Source organism: Pseudoalteromonas sp. 2CM37A, assembly GCF_023161885.1.
GTDB classification, from domain to species: Bacteria; Pseudomonadota; Gammaproteobacteria; order Enterobacterales; family Alteromonadaceae; genus Pseudoalteromonas; species Pseudoalteromonas atlantica.
This window is the reverse complement of the sequence record NZ_JALNTJ010000007.1, coordinates 29,044-54,256: the sequence shown is the minus strand read 5'-3', so window position 1 is coordinate 54,256 and position 25,213 is coordinate 29,044. Positions and strand designations below refer to the sequence as shown.

Sequence of the window (25,213 nt, the reverse complement as noted above, 5' to 3'; positions counted from 1 at the left end):
ATTAGTCGAGTTTAGACTCAATCAGCTCAAGCGCTTCTTCTAAAATGGTTTCTACTGCTTTTTTAGCGCGCTCTGGATTGCGCGATTTAATCGTATCTAAAATATCAGCATGCTTTGCAACGTCGGCCCCTGGCACACCTTTAATGTGGTTGGTGTAACGAATACTTACGCGCAGCGCGGTGCTAATAAATTCAGTGAGCTGTACAAAAAAGCGGTTATTACTAGCTACTAAAATACTGGTATGAAAGGCAATATCGGCTTCAAGCGGATCGTCTAAGCCTTGGTCTGCATCGGCCATGCGGGCAAGTGCGTTGTCTATTTCAGCAAGTTGTTCGGCGCTGGCATTTTCAGCTGCTAGGGCAGCGGCTTGTGGCTCAAGTGCGACACGTACTTGTGTAAACTCTTTTAATAAAGAAAGCGACGGTTTACTGCTTAAAATCCAGCGCAGTACATCTGTGTCAAACATATTCCAGCTGCTTTCTGGCAGTACGCGGATCCCTTGCTTAGGGCGAGAAGATATTAAGCCCTTAGCAGAGAGCATTTTTACAGCTTCGCGTGTTGCACTGCGGCTCACATCGTATTTTACGCATAGGTCAGCTTCTGAGGGCAGGCCTTCGTTAACAGGGTAAACGCCACGCACAATTGCAAAGCCTAAATCATGGGTTAATTGTTGTGTTAAATTTTGACGAGGTTGGCTTTTCATTGAGCGTTATCCGAATGAGTTATTGCTTTATTATATATCATATATCATATTAATGTACGAAAGGATATGTTATAAACTTTGTTAAAGGCAAGTATTTTAACACAGCTGTAACAGTAATCCTCTTTAGCAAATAATTATAAATATTGAGAGGGGCAGTCTGTATTATGGAGAAACGCATTTGAATAATCACGCTCACTATCCCAGTATTTCTGGCAAAGTTGTTTTTATTACCGGGGGCGCTTCAGGCATTGGCCGTGCAATGGTAAAGGCGTTCGCCGCTCAAGCTGCCAAAATTGCCTTTATAGATATTAATAACGAGGCTGCCCAATCTCTTATAGCCTCACTGCCTAACGCCAAATTGTGGTTTAGACAGGTTGATGTAACCGACTCAAATGCTTTGCAGCAATCTTTGGTAGATGCATGTGCTGAACTAGGCGCTATTAATGTACTGGTAAACAATGTAGCCAATGACCGCCGCCAAGCCAGTGAAGACGTTACAGTACAAGATTGGGATCAATGCCTACAAATTAATTTAAATCCGGCGTTTTTTGCCTCGCAAGTCGCTATGTCTTTTATGAAAAGCGAAGGCGCGGGGAGTATTATTAATTTTAGCTCTATCAATGCCATCATGGGGCAGCCACAAATGGCGGGTTACGTAACGGCAAAGGCCGGTTTAATCGGCATGACTAAAGCACTGGCGCGCGATTATGGTGAATTTGGTATTCGGGTGAATGCTATTTTGCCGGGTTGGGTTGCCACCGACCGCCAATTAGCCAGTTGGTTTACCGAGCAAGAGCAAGTGAAGTGGATGGAAGCCATGGCACTTAAAAAGTTAGTAACCCCTGAAGATGTAGCTAATTTAGCACTTTTTTTAGCTGCCGATGAAAGCAGTATGATCACCGGTCAAGGTATTAAAATTGACGGTGGGAGGCTCTAAGTTGCAGCACTTAAACCTTTTTATAGCCGTAGATTGGGGCACGAGTCATTTACGCGCCTATTTATGCAGCGTAAATACCACAGGGCAGTTAACTTTAATTGCTCAGCGCGACGGCCCAGGTGTGATTAGAGATAAACAAAACTTTGAACATACTTTAATTGGTGTCGTTGCACCATGGACCAGCGAATACGGCGTTTTACCTATTTATATGGCAGGGCAAATCACCTCAAGTATTGGCTGGAAAGAAACCCCTTATTTAGCGTGCCCCATAAACCCCGAAAGCCTGCTTAGTGGCGCAATTAATTTTGATTGTGCAGGTAATAAAGTCAGTGCTTTGCCTGGTACAAAATGCACATTACAAAACAATTTATTTGATGTAATGCGCGGCGAAGAGCTGCAAATATTAGGTTTTTTAAAACAAAACCCGGCCTATCAGCTCGGCAACGTACTCATTTGTTTACCCGGTACCCATACTAAATGGGTGCTGTTAAAAGATGGTCAAATTATCTGTTTTAAAACCGCAATGACCGGCGAATTATACGACTTGCTATGTCATCAAAGTGTACTTATTCCTAACGACTGTGAAGCGGGGGAGTTTGATTGGCATGCATTTGAGCAAGGCTGTGAACTCACGTTAGGCAGTGACAGCGGTAATTTGGCGCACGGTATTTTTAGTGTCCGTACGCGCCAGCTTTCAAAAGAGTTAACACCAGTGCAAGCCAAGGCATACTTGTCGGGCGTGCTTATTGGTAGTGATGTACGCGCTGCACGCCATGCCAGTGAGTGGCAATTAGTGAATAATTCTAAAGTGGTGGTTATTGGCACAGAGCAACTAAATACCTGCTTTACCCATGCGTTAAATTGCATTGGTGTGCAATGTTTAGAGTTTGACGTAAAAGAGGCTACGCTAAGTGGTTTTAACTACTTATTTAATAGTAATAAAACCAAGCAAATATAAAAAAGCCCCCAATATTGATTGTGCAATTATTGGGGGCTAGTTCTTAAATTAAGTAAGGGCTAAAGCTGCTGTTAAGCTGTTTTAGCCGCTTGGCTTTGCGTAATATAATGATTAAGCGTTGCCACTTGTGCTTCATTAAAGCGCAGCCCTAGTTTGCTTCTGCGCCATAAAATATTGTAAGCGTTACCCGCCCATTCTTCATTTAGTAAGTAATCAACTTCTGCTGCAAATAAGCCATGACCAAAGTCTTGGCCTAAATCACTGAGCTGGGTTGCACTGCCTAAAATTAGTTTTGCACGAGTCCCGTAGGTACGTACAAAGCGTTTAAGAGTGATTTCTGGTAACCAACTATAAGCCGCTTTAAGCTCATTGGTCAGCGCTTCTACCGAGCTAAAATCGCCACCGGGTAAGGCGCTGTGTTTGGTCCATGCTTCACTCATTTGTGGGTAAAATTCTTCAAGCTTATTCACTGCAGCTTCGGCAAGTTTACGGTAGGTGGTAATTTTGCCACCAAACACACTTAACAGTGGTGTGTGTTTGCCTTCACTTGAAAGCTCTAACTTGTAATCACGCGTTACTTTTTGTGCATTCACTGATTCGTCATCAAGCAGTGGGCGCACACCCGAAAAGGTATGTACTATGTCTTCGCGTTTAATGTGGTTTTTAAAGTAGCTGTTAGTAATATCGATTAAGTAATCGATTTCTTCATCACTAATTTTTACATCTTGCGCTGCGCCTTTGTGTTCAACATCGGTGGTGCCTACTAGCGAGTAGTCATCTTCAAACGGTATAACAAACACAATGCGCTGATCTTTATTTTGTAAAATGTAAGCTTGTTTTTCGTCGTGAATACGCGGCACCACAATATGGCTGCCTTTAACAAGGCGAATATTTTGTGGCGATTTTTCTATCAGTGCTTCGTCAAATAATTTTGCAACCCACGGGCCTGCTGCATTAACAATACCTTTGGCTTTAATAGTCTGTTGTGCCTTAGTTTGTTGTTGCTCAAGCGTTACCTGCCATTGGTTATCGATGCGTTTTGCACTTACACACTTGGTTTGCGTAGCAATGGTTGCGCCTTTGTTTTGGGCAGCTAAGGCGTTTAAAATTACCAAACGTGAATCATCAACCCAGCCATCTGAGTATTCAAACCCTTTGGTAATTGAAGGTTCTAATACGCTGTTTTCACCAAACTTAATGCCACGCGAGCCAGCCAGTGTTTCGCGCTTAGCTAGGTTGTCGTACATAAATAAGCCAATGCGGATCATCCATGCAGGGCGTAGGTGCGATTGGTGCGGTAGCCTAAAGGTAAGCGGCCACATAATATGCGGGGCATTTTTAAGCAGCACTTCGCGCTCAGCCAAGGCTTCTTTTACTAATCTAAATTCGTAATGTTCAAGGTAGCGTAAACCGCCGTGGATCAGCTTAGAACTATTTGAAGACGTTGCACTGGCAAGGTCTGATTGTTCACACAATAGAACTTTTAATCCTCTGCCTGCTGCATCAGCTGCTATTCCAGTGCCGTTTACACCGCCACCGACGACGAGTAGGTCGTATTCGTTATCTGCTAATTCCACCGAGCTAACCTTTTTATTTGTAATATAAATAAGACATATAACATCATAAAGCTGCGGCTCTTATTTGACAATAGATAACCGCGCTTTTTGCTTGTTAATTTTTAATCCTGATCTTTTTAAAACATACAGCGTACAACGCGCCATTTAAACGCTGTTGCCGGTGTTTTGTAAGCCGCTAATTTTAATTAGCGGCTGGGCGTATTACGCTTGTTTGCTATCGTCACTAGAGAGACAAACTTGCGCTACACAGTGCTGCCACTTTGCGTATAAATCGTTACGTTCGTCAGCGCTCATTGTTGGCTCAAAGCGACGGTCGCAGGTCCACATTTTTGCTAATTGCTCAGTTGACTCATACACACCGGTTTGTAAGCCTGCTAAGTATGCTACGCCTAAAGAGGTGGTTTCGGTCACTGTTGGGCGCTCTACCGTTGCGCCTAAAATGTTTGATAAAAAGGTCAGTACCCAGTTATTTTTAACCATACCGCCATCTACCCGTAACACGCTTGGGCGTAAGCCATCACGTTCCATTGCTTTTTGTAAGTCTTTGGTTTGATACCCAACCGATTGCAGCGCAGCAGCAACAATGGTGCTAATGCCAGAGTCGCGGGTTAAGCCTAAAATAGCGCCACGTGCATTAGGGTCCCAGTAGGGCGCGCCTAAACCTGTAAACGAAGGCACTAAAAATACCCCATGATCAAGCGGTACATCTTTTACTAACGATTCGCTCTCTCCGGCATGGCTTAATAGTTTTAAGCCTTCAACAATCCACTGCATCGTGGCGCCTGCCATAAAAATGCTGCCTTCAATGGCATATGTTGGTTTGCCATTTAGCCTATAAGCCACCGTGGTTAGTAAGCGGTTTTCTGAGGTAAGCGCTTTTTCGCCGGTATTCAGCATTAAAAAACAGCCCGTACCGTAAGTACTTTTTGCCATGCCTTGTTCAAAACATGCGTGGCCAACAAGGGCTGCTTGCTGATCGCCGGCAATACCACATACGCGTATAGGTGCACCAAAAATATCGTCGCTGGTTGAGCCAAATTCGTCGGCTGAGTCCATCACTTGGGGCAGCATAGATTCAGGAATTTCGAATAAATCGAGTAGTTCTTGATCCCATTGCTGAGTATGAATATTAAATAACATAGTGCGTGATGCATTGGTGGCGTCGGTGCGGTGCTCTTTACCACCGGTTAACTGCCATAGTAAGTAAGTATCAACGGTACCAAACGCCAGTTCACCTGCAAGGGCTTGTTCGCGTGCGCCTTCAACGTTGTCTAAAATCCAGCGTACTTTAGTGGCCGAAAAATACGGGTCTAGCAGTAAGCCGGTTTTATCGCTTATGGTTTGGCAAAGCTCGTCAGTGCTTAGGCTTTCGCAGTAATCGCTGGTGCGGCGATCTTGCCACACAATGGCGTTATAAATAGGTTTGCCGGTTTTTTTGTTCCACACTAAAGTGGTTTCACGTTGGTTGGTGATACCAATGGCAATAATTTCTTCAGGCTTAACGTTTTTATCTGCTAATACTTCGCGGCTGGTACTTAGCACGGTTTGCCAAATATCGTTAGGGTCGTGTTCTACCCAACCATTTTGCGGAAAATGCTGCGAAAATTCTTGTTGTGCTGAGCCAAAAACGTCTGCATCTTTTGTAAACAAGATGGCCCGAGAGCTTGTGGTTCCTTGATCAATTGAGAGTATGTATTTTGACATGATATTTGTGTTATTTATCTTATCTTATATATGACTAGATTGCCTTTAACTTACATTAATGGCAATGATTTTTTCTTAAAATAGCCGTTTAAAAAATAAGCACGCTGTTTTTATTTGCTAACTCTTTTAAATAACAGGTGTTTTATAGCAGCATTATTTTAAGTGCGTATGCGGCTAAATATAAAAATAGCCGCCAAAGTTTGTGTTACTTGGTGCGCGGTTTAGCTTGTTGCCAATCCATACCAGTAGAAAAACGATTATCAAACCCATGCCATGCTGGTAGTGGCTTACCATTAACCACAGCTTGGTCGCCATTTTGTGGTAAGTCTAGGTATTCACATTGGCTGGTAATGCCTTTTACGTGGCAGTCCATCATAGCAAGTACAAAGTGTTTGTTGGTCTCGTTTAGGGTGCGCATTGACCACGATGGCTCGTAGTAATGGCCTATATCTAATTCGCTGCTACGTTTGGCAATAGCAGGAGCAGGGTGCGGCGCAATATTATGGCGCGCATTTTTGTAAGTAAGCAGGTACTTGTCGGGGCTGCCCGTTTGGTTATATAGGTTTTTAATGCCTTCATAACCGGATATATCATCTAAGCTACCCGCTACATAAAGCGAAGGCACTTTAATGTTTTGCATAGCACTGGCATTAAATAAGTTATGTTGCCCGCCCCAAGGCGCAAAGGCCACCATGGCTTTAATGCGTGTATCTACTTGTGGGTTTTTATATTGCCCACCCGCACAGCTATTAAGTAATTGCTGCACTTGTTTAATTTGCGCCGAATCTTTTATACCGGTAAACATTGCAGTGGTTTGCTCGTTAAAGTCATAACAGCCACCAATTGTATTAACCGCGCCAAAACCACCCATAGAGTAACCAATTATGCCTGCGCTTTTGTTATCTACTTGCTTGCTGGCAAAGTTGTTTTGTTCGTTAAAGTAGTTAAGTACAAATTGTTGATCGCGTGATCGGTTTATAAGGGTACTAAAAAAGCCCGAAAACGGCGCATTTTTAAAATCAACATCTGCATTGGTTGAGTCGGTATGATCTATGGCTGCCACAATGTACCCATGCGATGCTAAATGTTCGCCCAAGTAATACATAATTGTACGATAGCCGGTATAACCGTGTGAGAGCACAATAACAGGGTAGTGCTCTTTGTTATTAATGGCTACATCTTGCATGGCATCGGCTTGTAAGGTAAACGCTTTACCTGTACGGGTTATGTCGCTGTAGCTGGTTAAGGGTACGTTTGCACTGTCTGCTGCTGGGTACCACACTTCTACTTTTAAAGGGCGATCTTTTTCCCCTTGGGTTGCAGGGTCAAACTGCGCGGGATTTATTAAATCAAGCGTTTGTACGCCAACGCTGTAACTACCTTTAGCAGCAAGTTCAGGAAGTACTTCGCTGGTTAAAGGTGGGTAGAGTTGCTCTGGCGTTGTTTGATCTGCAAAAACAGTACTTGCTGTTAAGCAGCCCGTTGCTAGCAGCAAGGCTTTTGAAAGCGCCTTTAACGTGTGTGTGGTTGTCATTGTGTATCCTTGTTGTGTGTATTTTTTATTATTAATCTAGCTCATGGGCTTCAACGCTATCGCTGTATTTAAGCTGCCACTGCGCACGAAGCGTATCCATTATGTGCATTACCCGCAGGCTTGTGCTGAGCGGTAATACATTGCTTTGTGTTTGTTGTTGTAAAATACATTCGCTAACGTGAGCAATTTCAAATTTAAAGTTTTCATCGTCATTAAAGCTAAAATCAAACTGCTGCATTTGCTGGGCGTTTAAATGAAGCTCTAGCGACTGTGCACCAACAAATTCAGCAATGCGAATATACCCGTGCTCCCCTAAAATACAGGCTTCGGTAGGGCCATTTTGTTGTAACGCGCTACTAAGCTGCGCAAATTGCCCTTGGCCGTAATTTATAAGGGTTACACTGCGCTCATCTACGCCGGTCGTGCTTTTATGTACTAATGATTTAATTTGTTCAGGGGCTTTATTAAATACCACATCGGCAATTGATATAGGGTAAATACCTAAATCAAGCAATGCGCCACCTGCGGTCGCTGGGTTCATTAAACGGTGTGAGTCAGCAAAGTTGCCCGCAAGGCTAAAGTTGGCATTAACACTGTGTACTTTACCTATTACGCCCTCGCTTAATAACTGCTGCAGTTTTACTATGGCAGGTAAAAAGCGCATCCATACACCTTCCATTAAAAAGCAGTTTTGTTGCTCGGCTAACTGGCTAAGGGTTATGAGTTGCTGTGCATTAACAGTAATGGGCTTTTCGCTGAGTACATGCTTATCGTGCACTAAGCATTGCGCAATAGTTTTAAAGTGTTGCTCGTGGGTATTAGCAATATATATGGCGTCAATGTGTGGGCATTGCATAAGGGCTTGGTAGCTCTCATAGCCTTTAACTGAATAGTGTGTGGCAAATTCTTTTGCGCGTTGCTCGCTGGTCGATGCAGCGCCAATAAGCTGTGCATTAGCGCAATGCGCAATGCTTTTAGCAAAGGTGTGAGCAATATTGCCACACCCAATAATACCCCAATTAACCTTTGCCATGCTTATTCCTTAATGATGTTTAAAAAGACGTAATTTGTAATCCTGAACCTGCTGAACATACGTAAATGTCGGCATTTAAATTAAAACGTTCAAAGTAGTGCTGCTCAACCGCTGCTTTGATAAGTGGTACTTCTGCATCACGGCATAAACACACAATCGCACCGCCAAAACCGCCACCGGTCATACGTACTGCACCGCGTTCGCCCATCGCTTCTTTACAAATTTCTACTAGGCCGTCGGTTGCTGGTACGGTTACTTCAAAGTAATGCTTAAGCGATTGGTGCGATGCCGCCATTAGCTCGCGCAGCGTATCAATGTCGTTATTTTGCAGCGCTTTAGTTGCTGCAATTACACGCTCGTTTTCGCTAATTACATGGTGTGCACGTTTGTATTCGTTTTCGCTTAGTGCATCTTTAGTTGCTTCAAGCGTGTCCATGGTGGCTTTACGAAGCGTGGCTACATTCATTTTTGCAGCTGCTTGCTCACAGTCAACACGACGTTGGTTGTACTCGCTATCTACCAATTTACGTGGGTAGTTAGAGTTAACAATAACAATGTTTAAATCATCGGGTACTTTTACTGATTCAGTCGCTAGATTTTCACAGTCAATTAAAAGCGCATGGCCGTTTTCGCCTTTTGCCGAAATAAGCTGATCCATAATGCCCGATTGGCAATGCATAAAGTCGTTTTCGGCTTCTTGACCTAGTAAGGCAATTTTTTCTTCGCTTAAGCCAAGCTGTGCAATATGGTTAAACATACCACCAATGGCCACTTCTAATGCCGCCGATGAAGATAAGCCACTGCCTTGCGGTAAGTTACTGTCAATAAGTAAATCGGCGCCGCGTAAAGTATGGCCCGCGCGCTTTAGTACAAATGACACGGCACGTATATAGTTACCCCATTGCGATTGCCCTTCGCTGATGTCTTCATCAACACTAAAGCTGTCTTTTTCGCCTGGGTAATTTAACGAATGCACAGTAATGATGTTGTCGTCACGCTCTTTAAACATAACTTGAGTACGAAACTCTAACGAGCACGGGAATACAAAGCCGTCGTTGTAATCGGTAAATTCGCCAATTAGGTTTACACGCCCAGGTGCTGCAGCAATACCTTGAGCAGGCGCACCGTACAGTGATAAAAAGTGTTGTTGAAAATCGTTAAGCGTCATCTGTGTGTCCTGCTGTTTTTTTGTAGTGTGTGGTACTGGCTGCTTGTAAAATAGAGGCAGCTGTTTCTGCGCTTAAATCGCGCTGGCTTTCGCCTAACATTTCGTAGCCAACCATGTGTTTTTTAACGGTGGCAGAGCGAAGTAGCGGCGGGTAAAAATGGGCATGTAAGCGCCAATGTTGCTCATCTGAGCCACGATTAGCCGGTGCATTGTGCCATCCCATAGAATACGGGAAGCTACAATTAAATACGTTGTCGTATTTAGTGGTTAATACTTTAAGCGCTTGTGCTAAGGCGTCTGTTTGCGCATCGTTTAGCTGGCTAAAGTTTTGAATGTTATCTTTAGTTACAAGCAGTGTTTCAAACGGCCATGCTGCCCAAAATGGCACCACCACAAGCCAGTGCTCGTTTTCAAATACGACGCGGGTTTTATCTGCTTGCTCTTTTTGCACATAATCGGCAAGCATCGCACTGCCATGCTTTTTATAATAAGCAAGCTGCTGGGTGTCTTCGGCTTCTATTTCGGTTGATAAGTGCGAATGCGCCCATACTTGGCCATGTGGATGAGGTTGCGAGCAACCCATGATCTCGCCTTTATTTTCAAATACCTGAACACATTCATAGTGTTGTGCAAGTTCTGTGTAGTTGTCTTTCCAGGTTTTTACTACTTCGTGCAGGGCATCGTGCTCAAGCTCTGGCAGTGTTTTGTTATGCTCTGGTGAAAAACAAATCACACGGCATTCGCCGCTTGCTTCATCAGCAATAAATAAATCGCTGTCTGAGTCCAAGCTTTGCGATTGCTCGCTCTCATTAGGGGTAAGTGCGCCAAAGTCATTTCTAAATACATGGGTGTATTTGTAATCTGGGTTGCTGTCGCCATTTGCACGGGTGTTGCTTGGGCAAAGTGGGCAGCTTTCATCGTGTTTTGGTAGTACGCTTTCGTTTACTGCTTCTGTAGCGCCTAACCACGGGCGGTTATTACGATGCGGTGATACTAATACCCAGCGTCCCGTTAGCGGGTTTTTACGTCTGTGAGTACTTTCTAATAAAGCCATGTTAACTCTCCAACCCACTTGGGTAATTAGTTTGCCAGCGCCATGTGTCGTTAGTCATGTCGCTCAGTGTTAGTTCTGCGTGCCAGTTAAGGGTGGTTTGCGCTTTTGTGGCATCGGCGTAATTACAGGCAATATCGCCTGCTCGGCGCGGTGCACTTTTATAAGGAATATCTTTATTGGCTGATGCGCTAAATGCTTTGATCATATCAAGCACCGAATACCCTTGGCCTGTGCCTAAGTTGTAAGCATGAAAGGCGGTATCTGTTTTGTGTTGCATAAAGGCCGCTACATGGCCTTTAGCTAAATCTAAAACGTGAATATAGTCGCGCACGCCGGTGCCATCTTTGGTGTCGTAGTCGTCACCAAAAATATTCACCACTTCGCGTTTACCTACCGCAGTTTGAGCAATAAATGGCATTAAGTTATTTGGGATACCATTTGGGCTTTCGCCTAATAAGCCGCTTGGGTGCGCACCAACAGGGTTAAAGTAGCGAAGAGCAATGCCCATAAATTGGCTGTTGGCATTACATACGTCTTGTATGGCTTGCTCAACCATCACTTTGGTCCAACCGTATGGGTTAGTAGCGCGTATAGGGTGTTTTTCATCAATAGGTAGGTAGTCTGGCTCGCCGTACACAGTGGCCGATGAGCTAAATATAATATGGTTAACGCCTACCTCTTGCATGTTTTGTAGCATGCTTAATGTGCCCGACACATTGTTTTGGTAATAACGCAGTGGTTGCTCGGTTGATTCACCTACCGCTTTAAGTGCTGCAAAGTGAAATACAGCCTCAGCTTGGGTGTGTTTAAGCGCAAGTTTAAACTGCTGCTCGTCTTGAATGTCACCTAAAATAAACTCAAAACGGGTGCCGGTAATTTTTTCGAGTTGATCAAGCACACGGGGGCTTGCGTTAGATAAGTTGTCGTAAATAACTGGGGTAATGCCTGCCTCATGAAGGGCAATACATGTGTGGCTACCTATATAACCCATACCGCCTGTAACTAAAACTTTCATGTGTTTTCTCGAAAAGTGTATTTATATGATAAATACTACTATTAAGGTAATTTAAAAACAATAGCTATGATTGCCCGTTATTTCAAATAAAAGCTTAAAATTCACCCAAGCAAAGGCACAATGGCTATACCTACTTAATAAGGGCGCAAAGGTTTATCAATTAATTCTATAAACTGATTCTACTGAGCCACTAATTATTAGTCGCTAAAAGTGGTGGTACTATTAATAAATAGCAGTGAGCTAATGCGTGTGTAATTTGTCGTTAATGCAATGGCCAAAGTCTTAATACAAAAAGGAACGTTCAACATGAAAAAAACAATTTTATTAACCGGTGCCACCGACGGTATTGGCCTAGAGACCGCAAAAATGTTGTTAGCGCAAGGGCATACTGTATTATTACATGGCCGCAACCAGGACAAGTTAAATACTGTACAAGCAAGCTTAAACGCTGATTACCCGCAAGCAAGCACAGCCACCTACATTGCCGATTTAAGCGATATGGCGCAAGTAAACACCTTGGCTCAGTCAGTGTTAGCCGACTTACAAAACGCGAATAAAATACTTGATGTAGTTATTAATAACGCCGGTGTTTATAAATTGGCAAATATCACTACTGTAAATGGGCTAGATGCACGGTTTGCAGTTAATACGTTAGCGCCTTATTTACTTACTAAAGAGTTACTGCCTGTAATGAACACGCAATCACGTGTGGTTAACGTGTCATCGGCTGCACAAACCAGCGTTAACTTTGACTCGTTAGTGGGCAAAAAGCCGCTATCAGATAGCGCAGCCTACGCGCAAAGCAAATTGGCTATTACTATGTGGTCGCGTCATTTAGGTTTAGCACTTAAAGGCAGCGGGCCGTTAGTCGTTGCGGTAAACCCTAAGTCGTTACTAGGTAGTAAAATGGTAAAAGATGCTTACGGGCTTGCTGGTGGCGACTTAAAACTAGGCGCTGATATTTTTTGCCGCGCCGCATTAAGTGACGAATTTAAAGATGCCACTGGCCTTTATTTCGATAACGATGCAGAGCGCTTTGCACCGCCACATCCAGATGCGCTCAACCCTACTAAAAATCAGCAGTTAGTTGATACGTTAGATAGCTTGCTTGCTCAGCTAAATGCTGATAGCTAGTAGCAAATTAACGCGAAAAAATTCACACATGCTTTATAAAGCCTAGTTGTTTTTTATAAAGCCGATATGTGCTTTAAATGTTTTACCCTTTGTTGATCGTCAAAGAGTTCACCTAACGGTGAACTCTTTTTTTTGTGTGCAACATTACTCTTGTTGTAAACGCTCGTACAACCAATCTTTTAATTCTGAACGCTCATGTTTTAGTTGATTCATTTGCTCATCGCTAATGGGCGCATCTTTAAGCTCTAAAACACGAATCTCTTTATCTAGCTTGTCGTATTTATCTGCCTTTTTAGCAAATTCTGTGTCGCTTTTATTTAGCTCTGCAATGGTATTTAGGTACTGTGGAAAGTCATTGGTAAGTGAGTGGTCTTCGCCTAACATATTCGCTCCTTAGTAGGATAAATGAGTTACTTAAGTGAATTACTACCTTTTCATATATTACTCTGGGGCTTAGACAATAATAAATCAACCATAGCTAGCTTAAATTGATATAGCGCAGCGACTGGGTAGCATTTTGTTTAATGGCTACTTTTAAACTGTGATGGAGTGATTTTTAAACTCTATTATAAATATTATTTTGAAACTGATTGTATGTTTAGCCTTATTATCATTTGTAAAGGGTGTGTCTACAATGAAGCTTCATTACACAATTACTTATCAACAGATAACAGAGGCAATACCCATGAAAGCAATGACAATTAATAATTTTGGTGGCACTGAAGAGTTTGTAGCAGCTGAGGTTGCAAAACCACAAGTAACAGCAGGTAATGTGTTAGTTCGTATTGCCGCAACAAGCGTAAATACAATTGATATGATGATTCGTCAAATGGGTGCTGACTTACCCTTTGCTCCAAAACTACCGGGCATTTTAGGGATGGACTTTGCAGGCACCGTTGAAGCTGTTGGCGAAGGTGTAACAGAATTTGCAGTAGGCGATGAAGTATATGGTTGTGCTGGTGGACTAGGCGATTTACCAGGTGCACTTGCTGAGTTTATTCTTGCTGATAAGCGCTTAATTGCTCACAAACCTAAAAACCTAAGCATGAAAGAAGCAGCCGCTATTCCACTTGTAGGTATTACAGCACTTGAAGGCTTAACACGTGCAAGTGTAAGTGCAGGCCAAAAAGTATTAGTACACGGCGGCGCAGGTGGTGTAGGCCATTTAGCAGTACAACTAGCTAAGCATTTTGGCGCTGATGTTTACTCAACTGGCGGTAACGCAGAGCAACTAGCACTAATAGAAAGCTTTGGCGCTACAGGCATTAACTTTAAAGACGAAACCGTAGAGCAATACGTTGAAAAGCACACAAATAATATTGGCTTTGACATGGTATTTGACACAGTAGGTGGTGGTAACCTGACTAACTCATTTGCTGCAGCAAAGCTAAATGCACAGGTATCTACAACGCTTTCTTTATTAGAAGTAGATTTAAGCCCAGTACACTTTAAAGGGTTATCGTTAAACGTAATCTTTATGCTTATTCCAATGATCCACGACTTTAACCGTCAAGACCACGGCGACAAACTGACTAAACTTGCACAAATTGTTGAAGCAGGTGGTATGCGCCCAGTACTTGATGAGCAAGACTTTAGTTTAGAAGAAGCTGCTAAAGCGCATGACCGCTTAGCAAGTGGCCAAGCTATGGGTAAAGTTGTTATTTCTGTACAATAAATTATACCAATCCGCATAATTAAGTGAGCTATTTTGAGGATGGAAAAGCGTGTTGATAGCAAGGCAAAAAATTCGCTATTTAGTTGCTCTAAATGAGAATTTTTTAACGTAGATAGCGACACGTTTAGCCCCTAAAAATGATTAAGTATTATTGCGGATTGGTATCATTACGGTCGGCATCCTCGCCGGCCTCTTTCTTTTTTACGCCCGCCTGATTAACGTTTGTACACCCTTTTTTATAACCAAATATAAACAATAGTGCTTTTATTAATCGTATATAATTACGTTTTAAAATGAGTTGTTAATATTTTAGGGTCAGAGCAAGCGTTTATATGAAAATATTCACTAATAAATTTGCCAGTAAAGCTAAGCAGTTTTATATCGGTATTGTGCTGGTAGGCTGTGTACTGTCTGCGATGGTTTATTATCAGGCAGAAACCATTAAGCGCACCTCATCGACCTTAATGGAACAACAAATTCCGGCGCTACGCGATATTCGATTAATCGAAACCTACCTAGTAAAGCAAGAGCGCTTATTATATGAGTATTACGCAACGAGTAAGCGTGAACTTTATTTAATCGACTTTTTAGAAAACCATGTACGTATACTTGCGCTAATAAAAAACCTAGATCAAAACCACAGCACATTAGCGCTAGAAAGCAGCTTAAGTGATGAGTTTAAAAGTGGTTTAGACTTAGCACTTAAATTACACGAAAACTTATCAAGCAGCAGCACTAGTTGGGATTTAGCCAGAGAGCAACTAGAGCAACTCACCGAACTGCAAGCCCAAGTGATGGGGCACTTAACAAATGCAGAAACGGTTATTTCAAATGCGGTTGATAGCGGCTACAAAGACACCGAAAGCAACCTGCACACCACAGTCAATATTGTGTTTTTGTTTACGTTTGCCATAGTGCTGGTAAGCATTTATACAGGGCGTTACGCATCTAAATTTATAAAGCTTAGTGCCCGTAACGAACGTTTAGCGCTATTTCCAACGCGCAACCCTAACCCAATTGTGAGTTTAAGCGCCAATCTTGAGCTTAACTACTGTAACCCTGCCGCTATTGCTATGCATAAAGCGTATGTAAGCGATAAACACAGTACGCCCATTGCATTACTAAGCCCTAATATAAAGCAGCAACTAATAGACACTAAGCAGTCGGCTAGTCATGTTGAGCGTTTTTATACACAGCTAGATAACCATTACCTCACTTACCAAATACATTGGCTGCAAGAAATAGATGCCTTTGATATACACATACGCGATGTAACAGAGCAATTTGAGGCAGAGCGCTCATTAGAGTATTTAGCCTTTCATCACCCGTATTCAAAGTTGCCTAACCAAGCCAGTTTAGAAACATACACCAATGAGCTAATTTCGCTTGAGCAGCTTTTTAGTTTAATGCTGATTGATGTAAGCCACTTTAAGCTATTGCTTGAGCAATATGGCTTATCGGGGGCTAACGAGTGTATAAATGCCTTTGCTATGCACTTATCGCGCAGTGCTAATAAATTTTCTCAGCAGTTAAAAAGCAAAAACAAACTGACCTTCTACCACATTGCCGATGCTAACTTTGTGGTTATTTATACCGAGCAAGATTGCTCAACAACCCTAGATGACTTACTCAAAGGCGTACAAAGCCGTTTAAGCCAAGCTATTAGCACACCGTACGGTGAAATGCGTATGAGCTTTAACTGCGGTGTAACACGCTACCCAACCAGTAATGACTATAAAACGCTGCTACTGCACGCCAATATTGCCTTAGAAGAGGCGGTGAAACGTAATATTCCCTACGCTCATTTTGATACCGAAAGCGGAGTTAAGCACGCCCAGCAGCTGCATATTGCTCGGCGCCTTGATACCGCCATTGAAAAGCAGCAGTTTGAGCTTTATTTTCAGCCTAAAATGCACCTTAAATCGCAAACTATAAACAGCTGCGAATGTTTAATTAGGTGGTTTGATGATGGGAAGTTTGTCTCTCCGGCGCAGTTTATTCCTATTGCCGAGCACAGCGGGTTTATATTGCCATTAGGCGAATGGATACTTGATAGTGCCTTTGCCCAAGCTAAAAAATGGCATCAGCAAAACTTAAATATCCGCTTGGCTATTAATATATCGGCAAGGCAATTTACACAGCAAGACTTTGTGCAAAGCATAAAACAGCGGTTGGCGCACTTTAACGTGCCCGCACATTTAATTGAGCTAGAAATTACCGAAACCGCCATTATGGACGATGAAGAGTTTGGTATTTCAGTACTGCAGGCGCTGAGTGCACTGGGTATTAGCTTATCAATTGATGACTTTGGTACGGGCTATTCGTCGCTGGGTTACTTACAGCGTTTTCCGGTTAATAAATTAAAAATAGATCAGTCGTTTGTGCGCAATATGGCCACTGACACACGGGATCAGGCTTTAGTACTGAGTATTTGCCAATTAGCTAAAAACTTAGGGCTCGATATTATCGCCGAAGGCGTAGAAGAGTATGCCCAACTTGAAAAACTAAAAGAGTATAACTGCGACCTAATTCAAGGGTACTTGTTAAGCCGGCCAATACCAGCAAACGAATTTGAAGCATTTTTAGCTAAAGGCGTAAGTTTTTAAGGCGTTTTGCTAATGTATGTTGGGTAATTATTAGTGATAGAATGGCTCTATAAAAGCTTCTATCGCTCATTTTACAAGCCACACATGTGAGCAAAGAGCACTACATTATTAAATAAGGTCGTTGTGTAATGCTGTTGATGATCGACAACTACGATTCGTTTACTTATAACCTAGTACAATACTTTCAGCGCTTAAACCAAGAGGTGCTGGTAAAGCGTAATGACGAAATATCTGTTGCGCAAATTAAGCAACTTAACCCCAAGCATATTGTTATTTCTCCGGGGCCTTGTACGCCAAACGAAGCGGGTGTGTCACTCAATGTCGTTGAGCAGCTAAAAGGCATTTACCCTATTTTGGGTATTTGCTTAGGGCATCAAACTATAGCGCAAGCGCTAGGGGGCAAGGTTATACGTGCTAAGCAAGTCATGCATGGTAAAACCTCACCTATTGTTCATAATAATAAGGGGGTATTTACCGGTTTAGAAAACCCGCTTACTGTGTGTCGTTATCACTCGCTGGTGGTAGAAAAACACAGTTTACCGAGTGAATTAGCCATTACCGCATGGAGCCAAACCGAGCAAGGTGAGTTTGACGAAATTATGGGGCTACTTCACACAGAGCTTGCTCTTGAAGGTGTGCAATTTCATCCCGAGGCTATTTTAACAACTCAAGGGCTCGAATTGCTTGCTAACTTTTTATCTCGCTTCTAACCTTACAGTAACCACCGAATGGTAAGACTTATACTGAATGGACTTTATGACTGAACTTGCGTCGCAAAAGCGAATAGCCTCAATGCTTGACCAGCGTGCTCACGACTTGCTGCTTGGCCATAGTTTTGCACATCAACAAATTGGCTTTATTCATACGCTGGAAATTGATTATGGCGAACCAATGAAGCAACGCACTTTATTAGAAGTAGAAGTTGCCGCACAGCATAAACGCCAGCAAAGTAGCACCGCGCATCATAAGTACCGAGCACAAGCGAGCAAACAACTCCATAAAGTAATAGAAACAGCCATATTTAAGCAATTAGAAGATATGGATGCTGTTATTCAAAACACCATAGGCATAGAAGATAACGTTGCTACCATGCTAGATATACTGGCGGTTAAGTCGGCAAGTGTTGGGCGTTTAGAGCCATTGGTAAATGATTCTAGTTGGCTTGGCCGCGAATTAGTGTCATTGGTAAACCTGCCTTACTACCGAAAGCAGCGCAGCAAAAGTACCTCAGTTAAAGTAGACAGCCCCGCACTTGCACTGCGCTATATTGGCCTTGATAACTTACAATTGGTAATTCCTACTTTTGCTATGCGCCATTGGATGCCACACAGCACAGAGCCATTTCCATTATTAAAGCGCCGCCTGCGCGATGCCGCCATGGCCAATGCAATTGCGGCGCAAAAAATTGCAGAGCTTAACGATGTAAACCCTGTACATGCGTTTACACTGGGCATGCTTATAGATGTTGGGCGTATTGCCTTAGTACGCTTGTACTTAAAAACCTTTGAACAGGTATGGCAACGCAAAGTGCAAATAGCACGTGAAGCACAGCAAAAAGATTTACACACGGCATTGTTGGAGCTAAAGCCAGATCCCTTATTTTTAACCACGTTGTTAAGTAATAAGTCGCTTGAGTTAAGTGCTAAAGTTATTCGAAAAATGGCTTTTAAGTTTTTGCCGTTTAATCATGTTATGGCGCAACTTGTTCATGGTATTGAGCAAAGTAGTGATGTTTTCCCTATGAGTGAAGTAATGCTTAAAGCGCGATGCTATTCGCAGTATTTAAACCTAAAACAGCACCAACTTATTGAACAAGATGAAATGCAGGCATGGTTTTCGTATCATCAATTCACTAAAAATGAGCTAAAAGCTCTCGAAACAAGCAATTTTACCAACCTTGCTATTCAAATTGACTAAAAAGCAGCTTACTCGCCGGTCCTTATATCGGTAATTTGCCGCTGATGGCGGCAAATTTTCATTAACTATTGAATTTTTTGTTAATTTTTTTGCGACTATTCATTCATTAACATCTCCCCAAGCACACCTCGCTTTAAGCACTTAATGTAAGGCGCGACTCACTGCGCAGGCGCATAAGTATTAAAAAATGGCATTTATTTTCTATGCAGATAGTTATTCACTATCTATGAAATAATATCCCAAGGCCTTTATTTTAAAGGCCTGCATGAAAGTTTTTAACGAGACAGCACCACAAATATCTGAAATAATGAGCGCCTGAAAATTGAACCACAAGGCAGTTTTACGCTCAACCTTTTGCTATTTAGTGCGTAAATATCTTGGTTACATTTATAACCAAACACCTATTTTGATGTTTTGTGTTGCTCACAATTAAGAGGAAAAAAAATGACAGTCAATCGCGAATTATTTGATCACGTAATGGTTCCTAACTACGCGCCTTCAAGCGTTATTCCTGTTCGAGGCGAAGGCTCTCGCGTATGGGATCAACAAGGTAAAGAATTTATCGACTTTGCCGGTGGTATTGCTGTTAACTGTCTTGGCCATTGCCATCCTGCATTAGTAGGTGCATTAAAAGAGCAAGGCGAAAAAATTTGGCACCTATCAAACGTAATGACTAACGAGCCTGCGCTGCGTTTAGCTAAAAAAATGGTCGATGCGACCTTTGCTGAAAAAGTTTACTTTGCAAACTCAGGCGCAGAAGCAAACGAAGCAGCACTTAAATTAGCTCGTCGTTTTGCACTTGATAAATTTGGTGCTGAAAAATCACAAATTATCTCATTTAACAAAGGCTTTCACGGTCGTACGTTCTTTACCGTAACCGTAGGCGGGCAAGCTGCATACTCAGATGGTTTTGGTCCTAAGCCAGGCGACATCGTACATTGTGATTACAATGACCTAGCTGCATTTGAAGCGCTAATTAGCGACAAAACATGTGCCGTAATGATGGAGCCACTGCAAGGTGAGGGCGGTATTATTTCGCCAACTGACGAATTTGCACAAGGCGTTCGTGAGCTATGTACTAAACACAATGCACTACTTATTTTTGATGAAGTACAAACAGGTGTTGGCCGTACTGGTGAGCTATACGCATACCAAGGTCTAAACGTAGTGCCTGATATTTTAACGTCAGCTAAAGCACTTGGCGGCGGTTTCCCTATTGGCGCTATGCTAACTACTACTGAGATTGCACAGCACTTAAAAGTAGGGACTCATGGTTCTACTTACGGTGGTAACCCTCTGGCGTGTGCAGTAGCTGAAGCCGCATTTGATACTGTAAATACCCCTGAAGTACTGGCGGGCGTAAAAGAAAAAGCAGCATTATTTAACGAGCTTCTTAACGCGGTAAACGAAAAATACAACGTGTTTAGCGAAATTCGTGGCCAAGGTTTATTAATTGGTGCAGCCGTTAACGAGCAATACAAAGGCCGTGCTAAAGAGTTTTTAGTAGCAGCTACCGAGCAAGGGCTTATGTCGCTTGTAGCGGGTGCTGATGTAGTACGCTTTACGCCATCGTTAGTAATCACCGAAGCGGATATTCGCGAAGGTATGGCGCGTTTTGAAAAAGCAGTAGCAAGCGTAGTAAACGCTTAAGCGCGTTAAACCACCTTATTAAGGGCAAGCCTGCTTGCCCTGCATATTCTATTTACCGTTATTGATAAGGGAGCAAGCGGACTCATGATGATCCTTCGCCCAATCCAGCAAAATGATTACGCAGCGTTATTAAAAATTGCCCACGAATCGGGTCATGGTTTTACATCTTTGCCGTTAAACGAAGAGTTACTGCAAAAGAAAATTGACCATTCTGTAAGTTCATTTGCTAAACAAACGTCACAACCTGGTGACGAAGGCTACCTGTTTGTTCTTGAAGATACCGAAACCGGTGAAGTAGTCGGTACTTCAGCTATTGAAGCTGCAGTAGGGCTTGATGATGCGTTTTATCATTACCACTTAAGTAAAGTAATTCACTCATCACGCACGTTAGATGTATACAAAGCGGTTGATATTTTAACCCTATGTAACGACTACACCGGCGCGACAGAACTATGTACCTTATTTTTGAAAGATGGCTATCGTAAAAACTGTAACGGTAAACTTCTTTCAAAAGCGCGCTTTATGTTTATAAAACAACATGAGCAGCGTTTTGCACAAACAGTAATAGCAGAAATGCGCGGCGTGTCTGACGAGAACGGCAGCAGCCCGTTTTGGCAATGGCTAGAAGAGCACTTTTTCTCAATGGACTTTCCTACCGCCGATTACCTAACAGGTATAGGCCAAAAAGTGTTTATTGCTGAACTAATGCCAAAGTACCCAATTTACGTAAACTTGCTTAGCAAAGACGCTCAAGCGGTGATTGGTAAAGTACACGACAACACACGCCCAGCTATTGAGCTATTAAAAAATGAAGGATTTACCTTCAACGGTTACGTCGATATTTTTGATGCGGGCCCTACAGTAGAAGCAAAAGTAGGCAACATTGCCACTATTCGTAATGCAAAAGACTTTAAAGTAGAAATAGGCGAAGCATCGGGCGATACCATGGTACTGCTTGCTAACGGCAAGTTAGAAGATTACCGTGCAACGGTTGCAGCGCTTAGCTTTGATGAGCGTGCAAGCAGCATTATTTTATCGCAACAAATAGCCGATGCCCTACAGCTACAATCGGGCGACACCGTAAGCGCAACCCCAGTTTAATTAAGGAGAAAGTATAATGACTCATCCTGCACAATTTATTAATGGTCAGTGGTCACAAGGCCAAGGCAACGCATTTAATTCAGTAAACCCTGCAAATAACGACGTTATTTGGCAGGCATCTTCAGCGACTGCAGAGCAAGTAGATAGCGCGGTAAATTCGGCGCGCGAAGCATTTTACAGCTGGGCAGATAAAAGCTTTAACGAGCGCCTAGAGATAGTTAAAACCTTTGCAGCAACACTTAAAGAGCACAGCGAAGAACTTGCTGTTGCGATTGCCCAAGAAACCGGCAAGCCACTGTGGGAAACGCGTACAGAAGCGGGCGCAATGGTAGGTAAAATTGCCATTTCTGAAAAAGCATTTTTAGAGCGCACTGGCGACGTTGAAAACGCTATGCCAGTAGGGCGTGCGATGATCCGTCATAAACCACATGGTGTAGTTGCCGTATTTGGCCCATATAACTTCCCTGGGCACTTACCTAATGGGCACATTGTGCCAGCGCTTTTAGCTGGTAACACCGTGGTATTTAAGCCATCAGAGCTTACGCCAATGGTGGCTGAGCTTACGCTTAAACTATGGGAAAAAGCCGGTTTACCTGCAGGTGTAATTAATCTTGTTCAAGGTGAAGTAGAAACAGGTAAAGCCCTTGCTGCGCATAAAGGCATAGATGGTTTATTCTTTACAGGTTCTTCGCGTACTGGTCATATTTTACATGAGCAGTTTGCAGGCCAGCCAGGTAAAATTTTAGCGCTTGAAATGGGTGGCAATAACCCACTGATTATTAAAGATGTGGCAGATACTAAAGCCGCGGTACACGATATTATTCAATCGGCGTTTATTTCAAGCGGCCAACGTTGTACGTGTGCTCGTAAAGTATTTTTACCTAAAGGCCAACAAGGCGATGACATTTTAGCGCGCCTTATCACTGCAACTAAAGCTATTAAAGTAGGCAACTACGATGATGAGGATCAGCCATTTATGGGCTCTATGATCTCATCTGCGGCTGCAGCAGGCATGGTAAAAGCACAAAACGAGCTGGTTGAGCTTGGCGGTGAAGTGCTAGTAGAGCTTGAGCACACAGCCAATACAGGTTTTGTAACACCGGGTATTATTGAGTGTTCAGCGATTAGTGACTTCCCAGATGAAGAGCACTTTGGCCCATTATTAAAAGTGTTCCGCTTTGATGACTTTGACCACGCAATTGATAAAGCAAACGATACCAGCTTTGGTTTATCAGCAGGTTTATTAAGCGATAGCGAAGCCGACTACAATCACTTTTTACGTCGTATTCGTGCCGGTATTGTTAACTGGAACCGCCCAATTACAGGCGCATCAAGTGCAGCCCCATTTGGTGGTATTGGCGCATCAGGAAATCACAGAGCAAGCGCATATTATGCAGCCGACTACTGTGCATACCCTGTAGCTTCGGTAGAACTTGAAAAAGTAACGATGCCAGCAACACTAAGCCCAGGCTTAAAAATAGATTAATTACTGTTCTATTTGTAGTTATAAAGAATGAGAAAAGCAGCTTAGGCTGCTTTTTTTGTATTGGTATCGCGCAAAGCTAGTAATTAGTGGCGCTTTCTGCTTAAATCTATGCAATTAGTTATTCAAAGGTGAAAATCACAATGGTTTTAGACAGGCAAGGGTACGATGACTTGATCATGTATCTAACTCAAAATTTAGCGTTATTTGAGAAGCCAGGCGAAATCAAACCCGGTGCCCCTACCGTTATGGAACTCATAGAAGACGTAATAGCGCATAACGTTATGCTAATTTGTGAACAACATACTAATCTTAATACCGAACAACGCAGCCAAATAGTGCGCGAGGTAGACGGTATTGTTTACGACTTACAAGAAGTACTAAGCAGCATAACCTCACAACCTGTTACGGTTGAACAACACGCATTTATTGATGAGTTTGCTGGGCTTATTAAAAACTTATTTGATAACGCGGTAACACAAACCTCTTAACGTTACCCGTTAACACAGCGCAGTATGACCTAATGACTGCGCTTCTATTACTTCTCGCCTTATTAATAACACCACTAAATTTAATCTCAGCGCTCACGTATCGTTGCAGATTGTTATACAATCAACAAAATTTTTTTAGAGATAAACACATGCAAGCAAATGTAAAATGGGTTGAAGGCGACACCTTTATTGGCCGTTCTAATTCTAATCACAATGTGGTTTTTGATGCTGGCAGCGACAGCGCTGCACCAAGTCCAATGGAAATGGTACTTATGTCGGTAGGTTGTTGCTCGTCGGTAGATGTTGTAAGTATTTTAAAAAAAGCCAAACAAGATTTTTCTGATGTGCAAGTACAACTAAGCTCAGAGCGCGCCGAAACAGCGCCTCGTGTATTTACTAAAATTAATTTACACTTTGTTGTTACAGGCAATAATGTCTCGGAAAAACACCTAGCGCGTGCGGTTTCGCTCTCTGCTGAAAAGTATTGTTCTGTTGCTTTAATGCTTGATAAAACAGTAGAAATTACCCACAGCCACGAAGTTGTGCAAGAACAGGTAAAATAACGCTTTTTCCGTGAGGAAAATTCGTATAAAATCCGCGAACTTTTCATTCTGCAGGTGCAGATTTCACTAATTTATAGGTTGGTTTATCATGAACAAACCCTTCGATAAACTTAAACTTCATGGCTTTAATAATTTAACCAAAAGTTTAAGCTTTAGTATTTACGACATTTGCTACGCAAAGACCGAGCAACAACGTAAAGAATATATTGAATATATCGACGAGCAGTACAGTGCAGATAGACTAACCGACATACTAGGTGATGTTGTTGATATTATTGGTGCTAACATTTTAAATGTGGCGCGCCAAGATTATGAACCACAAGGCGCAAGTGTGACTATTTTGGTTTCGGAAGAGCCGGTAGAAGAGCAGCAAAATTACGATGCTGACGAAGCGCCAGGCCCATTACCAGATTCAGTTGTTGCGCACCTAGATAAAAGCCACATTTGTGTACATACCTACCCAGAAGCGCACCCTGATGATGGTATTTGTACATTCCGTGCTGATATTGAAGTATCTACCTGTGGCATTATTTCGCCACTTAAAGCGTTAAACTTCTTAATTCATAGCCTTGAGTCAGACGTAGTAACCATTGACTACCGCGTACGTGGTTTTACCCGCGACGTAAACGGGGTTAAACACTACATTGACCATGCAATTAACTCGATTCAAAACTTCATGACAGAAGATACCAAAGAAGCGTACCAAATGATGGACGTTAACGTGTATCAAGAAAACCTGTTCCACACCAAAATGATGTTAAAAGAAACCGACTTAAACACTTACCTGTTCGGCCTATCTACTGATGAGCTGTCGGATGAGGAAGAAGAAGAAATTCGCTCTAAACTAACCCGCGAAATGCAGGAAATATTCTACGGTCGTAACCTACCAGACGCAGAATAAATTAGTTTA

General features: G+C 42.6%; 22 protein-coding genes. 13 read left to right on the top strand and 9 right to left on the bottom strand.

What is annotated here, in order from left to right; translation table 11 throughout:
- Position 1: 1 nt before the first annotated feature.
- Positions 2-703, bottom strand: a complete 702-nt coding sequence (locus MTF68_RS15270) for a FadR/GntR family transcriptional regulator (protein WP_004588172.1) — start codon at positions 701-703, stop codon at positions 2-4.
- A gap of 178 nt (positions 704-881) precedes the next feature.
- Here MTF68_RS15270 and MTF68_RS15265 point away from each other — a divergent pair, with 178 nt between their 5' ends.
- Complete coding sequence (locus tag MTF68_RS15265) at positions 882-1,640, top strand: SDR family NAD(P)-dependent oxidoreductase (RefSeq protein WP_024032022.1); 759 nt, start codon at positions 882-884, stop codon at positions 1,638-1,640.
- Position 1,641: 1 nt separating this feature from the next.
- Positions 1,642-2,598, top strand: coding sequence for a 2-dehydro-3-deoxygalactonokinase (locus tag MTF68_RS15260; protein ID WP_248462958.1), 957 nt, complete (start codon positions 1,642-1,644; stop codon positions 2,596-2,598).
- A gap of 71 nt (positions 2,599-2,669) precedes the next feature.
- Here MTF68_RS15260 and glpD read toward each other — a convergent pair whose 3' ends face one another.
- From glpD to galE, 7 genes are all read right to left on the bottom strand, one after another.
- Complete coding sequence (gene glpD, locus MTF68_RS15255) at positions 2,670-4,175, bottom strand: glycerol-3-phosphate dehydrogenase (protein WP_096041020.1); 1,506 nt, start codon at positions 4,173-4,175, stop codon at positions 2,670-2,672.
- 201 nt (positions 4,176-4,376) lie between these two features.
- Positions 4,377-5,879, bottom strand: coding sequence for a glycerol kinase GlpK (glpK, locus tag MTF68_RS15250; protein WP_039972273.1), 1,503 nt, complete (start codon positions 5,877-5,879; stop codon positions 4,377-4,379).
- Between the two features lie 205 nt (positions 5,880-6,084).
- A complete protein-coding gene (locus MTF68_RS15245; RefSeq protein ID WP_248462957.1) occupies positions 6,085-7,413 on the bottom strand; it encodes a dienelactone hydrolase family protein in 1,329 nt (442 codons plus the stop codon).
- 31 nt (positions 7,414-7,444) lie between these two features.
- The gene (locus tag MTF68_RS15240) at positions 7,445-8,446 is read right to left on the bottom strand and encodes a Gfo/Idh/MocA family oxidoreductase (protein WP_248462956.1); all 1,002 of its coding nucleotides are present in this window, start codon (positions 8,444-8,446) and stop codon (positions 7,445-7,447) included.
- A 19-nt stretch (positions 8,447-8,465) separates the two neighbouring features.
- Entirely contained in the window at positions 8,466-9,614 is a 1,149-nt protein-coding gene (gene galK / locus MTF68_RS15235; RefSeq protein WP_054983390.1) for a galactokinase, read from the bottom strand.
- Complete coding sequence (locus MTF68_RS15230; RefSeq protein WP_248462955.1) at positions 9,604-10,668, bottom strand: UDP-glucose--hexose-1-phosphate uridylyltransferase; 1,065 nt, start codon at positions 10,666-10,668, stop codon at positions 9,604-9,606. Before MTF68_RS15230 ends, galK begins: the two co-directional genes overlap by 11 nt.
- Position 10,669: 1 nt before the next feature.
- Positions 10,670-11,683, bottom strand: a complete 1,014-nt coding sequence (gene galE / locus MTF68_RS15225) for a UDP-glucose 4-epimerase GalE (RefSeq protein WP_248462954.1) — start codon at positions 11,681-11,683, stop codon at positions 10,670-10,672.
- Positions 11,684-11,989: 306 nt separating this feature from the next.
- On the opposite strand from galE, the gene MTF68_RS15220 reads away from it, so the two are divergent.
- Positions 11,990-12,817, top strand: coding sequence for an SDR family NAD(P)-dependent oxidoreductase (locus tag MTF68_RS15220; RefSeq protein ID WP_248462953.1), 828 nt, complete (start codon positions 11,990-11,992; stop codon positions 12,815-12,817).
- 144 nt (positions 12,818-12,961) lie between these two features.
- Here the strand turns inward: MTF68_RS15220 and MTF68_RS15215 are convergent, their stop codons facing one another.
- Positions 12,962-13,201 (bottom strand): YdcH family protein, encoded by a 240-nt coding sequence (locus MTF68_RS15215; protein ID WP_004588182.1) that lies wholly within the window; start codon positions 13,199-13,201, stop codon positions 12,962-12,964.
- A 301-nt stretch (positions 13,202-13,502) separates the two neighbouring features.
- Here MTF68_RS15215 and MTF68_RS15210 point away from each other — a divergent pair, with 301 nt between their 5' ends.
- From MTF68_RS15210 to speD, 10 genes are all read left to right on the top strand, one after another.
- Positions 13,503-14,492: a zinc-dependent alcohol dehydrogenase family protein gene (locus MTF68_RS15210; RefSeq protein WP_248462952.1), complete on the top strand. Its 990-nt coding sequence runs from the start codon at positions 13,503-13,505 to the stop codon at positions 14,490-14,492.
- Positions 14,493-14,824: 332 nt separating this feature from the next.
- Positions 14,825-17,098 carry a bifunctional diguanylate cyclase/phosphodiesterase gene (locus tag MTF68_RS15205; RefSeq protein ID WP_248462951.1) on the top strand — a complete coding sequence of 758 codons (2,274 nt, stop codon included), beginning with the start codon at positions 14,825-14,827 and terminating at the stop codon, positions 17,096-17,098.
- Positions 17,099-17,226: 128 nt separating this feature from the next.
- A complete protein-coding gene (locus MTF68_RS15200) occupies positions 17,227-17,808 on the top strand; it encodes an aminodeoxychorismate/anthranilate synthase component II (protein ID WP_004588186.1) in 582 nt (193 codons plus the stop codon).
- A 46-nt stretch (positions 17,809-17,854) separates the two neighbouring features.
- Complete coding sequence (locus MTF68_RS15195; RefSeq protein WP_024032033.1) at positions 17,855-19,015, top strand: HDOD domain-containing protein; 1,161 nt, start codon at positions 17,855-17,857, stop codon at positions 19,013-19,015.
- Positions 19,016-19,459: 444 nt separating this feature from the next.
- Positions 19,460-20,665, top strand: coding sequence for an aspartate aminotransferase family protein (locus tag MTF68_RS15190; RefSeq protein WP_004588188.1), 1,206 nt, complete (start codon positions 19,460-19,462; stop codon positions 20,663-20,665).
- An 84-nt stretch (positions 20,666-20,749) separates the two neighbouring features.
- Entirely contained in the window at positions 20,750-21,766 is a 1,017-nt protein-coding gene (gene astA, locus MTF68_RS15185) for an arginine N-succinyltransferase (protein WP_248462950.1), read from the top strand.
- A 16-nt stretch (positions 21,767-21,782) separates the two neighbouring features.
- Positions 21,783-23,252: a succinylglutamate-semialdehyde dehydrogenase gene (gene astD, locus MTF68_RS15180; RefSeq protein WP_029774138.1), complete on the top strand. Its 1,470-nt coding sequence runs from the start codon at positions 21,783-21,785 to the stop codon at positions 23,250-23,252.
- Between the two features lie 140 nt (positions 23,253-23,392).
- Positions 23,393-23,740 carry a DUF3802 family protein gene (locus tag MTF68_RS15175; RefSeq protein ID WP_004588191.1) on the top strand — a complete coding sequence of 116 codons (348 nt, stop codon included), beginning with the start codon at positions 23,393-23,395 and terminating at the stop codon, positions 23,738-23,740.
- Positions 23,741-23,889: 149 nt separating this feature from the next.
- A complete protein-coding gene (locus tag MTF68_RS15170) occupies positions 23,890-24,303 on the top strand; it encodes an OsmC family protein (protein WP_004588192.1) in 414 nt (137 codons plus the stop codon).
- A gap of 88 nt (positions 24,304-24,391) precedes the next feature.
- Positions 24,392-25,204 (top strand): adenosylmethionine decarboxylase, encoded by an 813-nt coding sequence (gene speD, locus MTF68_RS15165; protein WP_004588193.1) that lies wholly within the window; start codon positions 24,392-24,394, stop codon positions 25,202-25,204.
- Positions 25,205-25,213 lie beyond the last annotated feature (9 nt).

Coding starts and splice junctions, on each gene's coding strand:
- MTF68_RS15215 (WP_004588182.1), bottom strand. CDS start 13,201: ATGTTAGGCGAAGACCACTCACTTACCAATGACTTTCCACAGTACCTA.
- galK (WP_054983390.1), bottom strand. CDS start 9,614: ATGACGCTTAACGATTTTCAACAACACTTTTTATCACTGTACGGTGCG.
- astA (WP_248462950.1), top strand. CDS start 20,750: ATGATGATCCTTCGCCCAATCCAGCAAAATGATTACGCAGCGTTATTA.
- glpK (WP_039972273.1), bottom strand. CDS start 5,879: ATGTCAAAATACATACTCTCAATTGATCAAGGAACCACAAGCTCTCGG.
- galE (WP_248462954.1), bottom strand. CDS start 11,683: ATGAAAGTTTTAGTTACAGGCGGTATGGGTTATATAGGTAGCCACACA.
- MTF68_RS15170 (WP_004588192.1), top strand. CDS start 23,890: ATGCAAGCAAATGTAAAATGGGTTGAAGGCGACACCTTTATTGGCCGT.
- MTF68_RS15240 (WP_248462956.1), bottom strand. CDS start 8,446: ATGGCAAAGGTTAATTGGGGTATTATTGGGTGTGGCAATATTGCTCAC.
- MTF68_RS15270 (WP_004588172.1), bottom strand. CDS start 703: ATGAAAAGCCAACCTCGTCAAAATTTAACACAACAATTAACCCATGAT.
- astD (WP_029774138.1), top strand. CDS start 21,783: ATGACTCATCCTGCACAATTTATTAATGGTCAGTGGTCACAAGGCCAA.
- MTF68_RS15230 (WP_248462955.1), bottom strand. CDS start 10,668: ATGGCTTTATTAGAAAGTACTCACAGACGTAAAAACCCGCTAACGGGA.
- MTF68_RS15245 (WP_248462957.1), bottom strand. CDS start 7,413: ATGACAACCACACACACGTTAAAGGCGCTTTCAAAAGCCTTGCTGCTA.
- MTF68_RS15190 (WP_004588188.1), top strand. CDS start 19,460: ATGACAGTCAATCGCGAATTATTTGATCACGTAATGGTTCCTAACTAC.
- MTF68_RS15210 (WP_248462952.1), top strand. CDS start 13,503: ATGAAAGCAATGACAATTAATAATTTTGGTGGCACTGAAGAGTTTGTA.
- MTF68_RS15220 (WP_248462953.1), top strand. CDS start 11,990: ATGAAAAAAACAATTTTATTAACCGGTGCCACCGACGGTATTGGCCTA.
- MTF68_RS15195 (WP_024032033.1), top strand. CDS start 17,855: ATGACTGAACTTGCGTCGCAAAAGCGAATAGCCTCAATGCTTGACCAG.
- MTF68_RS15205 (WP_248462951.1), top strand. CDS start 14,825: ATGAAAATATTCACTAATAAATTTGCCAGTAAAGCTAAGCAGTTTTAT.
- speD (WP_004588193.1), top strand. CDS start 24,392: ATGAACAAACCCTTCGATAAACTTAAACTTCATGGCTTTAATAATTTA.
- MTF68_RS15175 (WP_004588191.1), top strand. CDS start 23,393: ATGGTTTTAGACAGGCAAGGGTACGATGACTTGATCATGTATCTAACT.
- MTF68_RS15200 (WP_004588186.1), top strand. CDS start 17,227: ATGCTGTTGATGATCGACAACTACGATTCGTTTACTTATAACCTAGTA.